This window comes from Variovorax sp. YR752, assembly GCF_943372545.1.
The window spans coordinates 1-5,121 of the sequence record NZ_CALRZC010000370.1; the positions used below are offsets into that span (position 1 = coordinate 1).

6 protein-coding genes are annotated in these 5,121 nt (G+C 69.5%); 1 reads left to right on the forward strand and 5 read right to left on the reverse strand.

Annotated elements, in window-relative coordinates; genetic code table 11:
- Positions 1–33: 33 nt before the first annotated feature.
- Genes AAG801_RS40320 through AAG801_RS40340 form a run of 5 tightly spaced genes read right to left on the reverse strand, consistent with a single transcriptional unit; the run spans position 34 to position 4,270 of the window.
- Positions 34–957: a tyrosine recombinase XerC gene (locus AAG801_RS40320; RefSeq protein ID WP_341893490.1), complete on the reverse strand. Its 924-nt coding sequence runs from the start codon at positions 955–957 to the stop codon at positions 34–36.
- Entirely contained in the window at positions 957–1,634 is a 678-nt protein-coding gene (locus AAG801_RS40325) for a DUF484 family protein (RefSeq protein ID WP_341893491.1), read from the reverse strand. Before AAG801_RS40325 ends, AAG801_RS40320 begins: the two co-directional genes overlap by 1 nt.
- Positions 1,635–1,647: 13 nt before the next feature.
- Positions 1,648–2,502 carry a diaminopimelate epimerase gene (gene dapF / locus AAG801_RS40330; protein ID WP_341893492.1) on the reverse strand — a complete coding sequence of 285 codons (855 nt, stop codon included), beginning with the start codon at positions 2,500–2,502 and terminating at the stop codon, positions 1,648–1,650.
- A 20-nt stretch (positions 2,503–2,522) separates the two neighbouring features.
- Entirely contained in the window at positions 2,523–3,410 is an 888-nt protein-coding gene (locus AAG801_RS40335; RefSeq protein WP_341893493.1) for a lipid A biosynthesis acyltransferase, read from the reverse strand.
- Positions 3,410–4,270, reverse strand: coding sequence for a lysophospholipid acyltransferase family protein (locus AAG801_RS40340; protein ID WP_341893494.1), 861 nt, complete (start codon positions 4,268–4,270; stop codon positions 3,410–3,412). Before AAG801_RS40340 ends, AAG801_RS40335 begins: the two co-directional genes overlap by 1 nt.
- A gap of 131 nt (positions 4,271–4,401) precedes the next feature.
- On the opposite strand from AAG801_RS40340, the gene metK reads away from it, so the two are divergent.
- Positions 4,402–5,121 (forward strand): methionine adenosyltransferase (gene metK / locus AAG801_RS40345; RefSeq protein WP_341893495.1); only part of this gene is annotated, 720 nt, incomplete at its 3' end.

Sequence of the window (5,121 nt, forward strand, 5' to 3'; positions counted from 1 at the left end):
GCCCTCGCGCAGGGTGATGACCTTCATGTCGCCCTACTTCCTCTTCGCTCGTGGGTGCGCCGCGTCGTACACCTTGGAGAGGTGGCCGAAGTCGAGCCGCGTGTAGACCTGGGTGGTGGTGATGTTGGCGTGGCCGAGCAACTCCTGCACCGCGCGCAGGTCGCCGCTGGACTGCAGCAGGTGCGAAGCGAACGAGTGGCGCAGCATGTGCGGATGCACGTGCGTGCTCACGCCGGCCTGGATGGCACGCCGCTTCAGGCGCGAACGCAGCTGGCTGGGCGTGAGCCGCGTGCCGCGATTGCTGACGAACAGCGCCGGCTCGTCGGCCTTCGCCAGCTCGCCGCGCAGCTCGCCCCAGCGCTGCAATGCCTTCAGGGCCGCCGCGCCCACCGGCACGCTGCGCCGCTTGCTGCCCTTGCCGAGCACATGGGCGGTGGCGTCGGCGGCATCGATCCAGCCGGCAGCCTGCGAACTCGCGCCCACGTCCAGCCCGATCAGTTCGCCGACACGCAGCCCGCAGCCGTAGAGCAGCTCGACGATGCAGTGGTCGCGCGCCTCCAGGCGCGGGTCGCCGCCGTCATCGGCGCCCGGGTGGTGGTCGGCCAGCGCCATCGCCTGGTCGACCGGCAGCGCCTTGGGCAGCGGCTTGGCGGCCTTGGGTGCGCGCACGCCGTCGACCGGATTGAGCGGCACCAGCCCGTCGCGCCCGAGCCAGCGATAGAGGCCGCGCCAGGCGGAGAGCACGATCGCGATGCTGCGCGGCGCCAGGCCCTGGCCGTGCAGTTGCGCGGCCCAGCGCCGCACATGGTGCACCTGCACCTCGCGCAGCGCGACAGGATGCGTCTCGGCGAATCGGCGCAGTCGCTCGAAGGCCTCTGCGTACATCGCCAGGGTGCGCGGCGCCAGGCGGCGCTCGACCTCCAGGTGAACCAGATGCCTGGAGATGTCGTCTTCCATCAGCCGACCGGAAGCAGGCGCGACAGCGCCGCGCTGGCCAGCTCGCCGATGCGCTGCAGGAACTCGGTGCCCATGTCGGCGGTGTAGCGCGTCGGGTCGGGCGAGGCCAGCACCAGCATGCCGAAGGCCTCGATGCCAGTGCCGTGGCGCAGCGGGATCATCGCGATCGACGCCGCCGCGCTGGCATCGTCGAGCCACTGCACCGCCTCGAAGCCGCTGTTCACGCCGCAATACGGCAGCATCAGGCTGCCGGCCAGGCTCTTCACGTCGGCGCTGACGCCCTTGGCAAAGGGCAGCGCCGCGAACGCATCGGCCGCCCCCCAGACGCGAATGCCGGCCTGAGGAATCATGAACTGGTGCATCAGCTCGCGCGTCAGCACCTCGGGCAGTTCGCCGGGGTTGGCGGTGAGCATCAGCGCACGCGTCCAGCGGTGCAGGCGGTCGGCGATGGCGACGTTCTCCTGGCCGTGGCGGATCATCTCGATGATCTTGCCCTCCAGGCCCTTGATCTTGTCGCGCAGCATTTCCATCTGCCGCTCCTGCAGCGAGACGGCGCGCTGCCCGTGCGGGCTGGTCAGCTGCACCGAGCTCAGCAGCTCGGCGTGGCGCTCGAAGAAGGCGGGGTTGTTCGCCAGGTAGTTGGCGATGTCCTGCTCGGTGATGCCCTGGATGCTCACAGCGCGCCCTTCTTCATAGTTCGATTTCTCCTTCGAAGACGGTGACCGCCGGCCCCGTCATGAACACATGCGCGTCGCCGCCGGCCCACTCGATGGTGAGCATGCCGCCGCGCGTCTCGACGTCGACCTTCGCATCGAGCAGCCCGAGGCGGATGCCGGCCACCACCGCCGCGCAGGCGCCGGTACCGCAGGCCAGCGTCTCGCCGGCACCGCGCTCGTGCACACGCAGCTTGATGCGGCTGCGCGACAGCACCTGCACGAAGCCGGCGTTGACGTGGCGAGGAAAGCGCGAGTGCGTCTCGATCGCCGGCCCGTGCACCGCGACCAGCGCCGCCTCGACGTCGTGCACGAACTGCACGGCGTGCGGGTTGCCCATCGACAGCACCGCGACCTCGGCCGCGTAGTCGCCGAGGTCGAGCGGCCAGAACTCGAAGCCGTTCTTCAGCGTCGGCGTCAGGCCCGCGGCGTCGAAGGGCACACGATCGAGATCGAAGATCGGCGCGTTCATGTCCACCGTCACGCGGCCGTCGGGCTGCGCATGCAGCTCGAGCAGCGTGTTCATGGTCTCGACGCGCACCGTGGCCTTGTCGGTCAGGCCCTTGTCCTGCACGAAGCGCACGAAGCAGCGCGCGCCGTTGCCGCACTGCTCGACCTCGTCGCCGCTGCCGCCGTTGAAGATGCGGTAGCGGAAGTCCACGTCCGGCGTGGCGCTGTTCTCGACGACCAGGATCTGGTCGGCGCCGACGCCGAAGCGGCGGTCACCGAGCTTGCGGCACTGCTCGGGCGTCAGCGCGAGCGGTGCGCGCGTGGCGTCGAGCACGACGAAGTCGTTGCCTGCGCCTTGCATCTTGGTGAAGTGAAGCTTCATTGACGGCGGATTATCCGCCCTCAGTACAGCGAGGCCTCGCCCGCCGGCCGCGTCTTGAAGCGCTTGTGCACCCACAGGTACTGCGCCGGGTTGGCGCGGATCTGTTCCTCGATCCAGCGGTTCATGCGCGCGGTGTCGGCCAGCGCATCGTCGCTGGGGAAGTCGGCCAGCGGCGGCAGGAAGCGCACGCGGTAGCCCTGCCCGCCCGGCAGCATCTCGGCCAGCACCGGCTGCACCACCATGTTCAGCAGCTTCGCCATGCGCGAGGGCGCCAGCAGCGTTGCCGCGCTGACGCCGAAGAAGGGCACGAAGGCGGCATCACGCTCGCCGAAGTCCATGTCCGGCAGGTTGAAGAAGCCAGTGCCCTGGCGGATCTCGCGGATCAGCGGCTTGGCCGAGTCGCTGCGCGGGAAGATCACCGCATTGCCCAGGCGCAAGCGGCCACGCCGCATGATGGCGTCCATCACCGGGTTGGTCTGCTGCTGGTAGATCGAGGCGCCCTTCTTCTTCTGGAACAGCAGCACGGCAGCGCCGGCGACGTCCAGCGCCATGAAGTGCGGCACCAGCCACATCACCGGCCGCTCGCTGCGCTCGGCGAGGTCGACTTCGCCCTCGACATGGATCAGCCTCGACAGCCGCTCGCGCGGCGCCCACCACAGCAGCCCGCGCTCGACGATGCTGCGCCCGAGCCAGCCGAAATGCTCGCGCGCCAGCGCCTCGCGCCGCGCGCTCGTCAACTCCGGAAAGCACAGCTCGAGGTTGCGCAGTGCGATGCGCCGGCGCGAGCCGGCCAGGCGGTAGAGCAGCGCGCCGAGCGCGCGCCCGAACGCGGCCTGCACGCCCAGCGGCAGCCAGTGGATCAGCCACAGCACGCCCAGCAGCAGCCGTGTCGCGATGACCTGCCCCATCAGTCGGAGGCGCCGGCTCGCGGCGCCTTGTAGCGGTGGTAGCCCCACAGGTACTGCTGCGGGCACTGGCGGATCAGGCTTTCCATCGCGCGGTTCACCACGGCCGCGGATTCCGCCTGCGCGGCCACGTCCGCCGGCAGCGCCTCGGGCATCGGCTGGAAGCGCACCACGTAGCCCCGGCCGCCGGGCAGCCGCTCGCCCCAGATCAGCAGCACCGCGGCACCGGTCTGCTGGGCCAGGCGCGCGGCCAGCGTCATCGTGTAGGCCTCGCGGCCGAAGAACGGCGCCCACACGCCCATGCCCTCGGGCGGCACCTGATCGGGCAGCAGGCCGACCGTCTCGCCGCGGCGCAGCGCACGGATCATCTGCCGCACACCGGCCAGCGAGGCCGGCGCCGTGGCCAGGCCAGGCCGCGCGCGCGAGCCCTCCATCACCTCGCGCAGCCAGGGTTGCTTGGCCGGCCGGTAGAGCACAGTGATCGGGCCGTACGGCGCCGCGAAGCGCTCGGCATAGGCCTGCGCGCAGATCTCGAAGCAGCCCAGGTGCGGCGTCAGCAGCAGCAGGCCGCGCCCTCCCTCATGAGCGGCGTCGACCAGTTCAGCGCCTTCGATGCGGGTGAAAGCCGACAGCGGCGCGGAATCCGGGCGCAGCCACAGGCGGGGCAGCTCCATCACCATGCGCCCCGCCTCGGCGATGGCGGCGCGCGCCGCGGCGGGATCGATGCCGGCCTGGCGCACCTGATCCCGGTAGCGCCGCCGGTAGGTGGGCGAGAACAGGTAGCCCAGCCAGCCAACCCCCGCACCCAGGGTGTGAAGAAGCCACAAAGAGCGGTTCGAGAGCCAGCGGAAGAGACGGATCATCTTTCTATAATCACCAGGTCGCCGAGTTATGAACTACTTGCGGGGCGACTCACAAATCCTGCTAAAGCGTTCGCCGCTCCTCCAGATTCACCAGGCCGGCAACGCACCTGCAACCTGACTGGAGTTTAAGAGTGTCGAACGATTTCCTTTTCACATCCGAATCCGTCTCCGAAGGCCACCCCGACAAGGTCGCCGACCAGATCTCGGACGCCATCCTCGATGCGATCTTCAAGCAGGACCCGCGCTCGCGCGTCGCTGCCGAGACGCTGACCAACACCGGCCTGGTGGTGCTGGCCGGCGAGATCACCACCAACGCGCACGTCGACTACATCCAGGTCGCGCGCGACACGATCAAGCGCATCGGCTACGACAACACCGAGTACGGCATCGACTACAAGGGCTGCGCGGTGCTGGTGGCCTACGACAAGCAGAGCAATGACATTGCTCAAGGCGTGGACCACGCCAGCGACGACCACCTGAACACCGGCGCCGGCGACCAGGGCCTGATGTTCGGCTACGCCTGCGACGAGACGCCCGAGCTGATGCCCGCGCCGATCTACTACGCGCACCGCCTCGTCGAGCGCCAGGCGCAGCTGCGCCGCGACGGCCGCCTGCCGTTCCTGCGCCCGGACGCGAAGAGCCAGGTGACGATGCGCTACGTCGACGGCAAGCCGCACTCGATCGACACCGTGGTGCTGTCCACCCAGCACAGCCCGGACCAGAGCGAGTCGGCAACCAAGCTGAGGCCCAGCTTCTACGAAGCGATCATCGAAGAGATCATCAAGCCGGTGCTGCCCAAGGAGTGGCTGAAGGACACGCGCTACCTGGTCAACCCGACCGGCCGCTTCGTC